Source organism: Rhodoplanes roseus (assembly GCF_003258865.1).
Classification (GTDB): Bacteria; Pseudomonadota; Alphaproteobacteria; order Rhizobiales; family Xanthobacteraceae; genus Rhodoplanes; species Rhodoplanes roseus.
Map to the genome: position 1 here is coordinate 1 of NZ_NPEX01000916.1, position 252 is coordinate 252.

General features: G+C 69.4%; 1 protein-coding gene. It reads left to right on the forward strand.

Annotated elements, in window-relative coordinates:
* Positions 1-252, forward strand: a 252-nt coding sequence (locus CH341_RS32995) for a 4-hydroxythreonine-4-phosphate dehydrogenase PdxA (RefSeq protein ID WP_146604812.1), incomplete at both ends; no start/stop codon positions are given.

Consider the following 252-nt stretch of genomic DNA (forward strand, 5'->3'; position numbering starts at 1 on the left):
GTCGCCCTCGCCCGCTCCGGCGCCATCGCATCTCTGGTCACCGCCCCGATCAACAAGGTCGCCATGCAGCTCGCCGGGCTCGGCCACACCGGCCACACCGAGATGCTGGCCGAGATGACCGGCGCACCGTGGTCGCTGACGCTATTCACGGTCGCCGACCTGCGGGTGCTCTATCTGACCCGCCACCTCTCGCTGCGCGACGCCATCGCCCGCATCGACCAGCCACTGGTGGTGACGACGCTCGAACGGTTC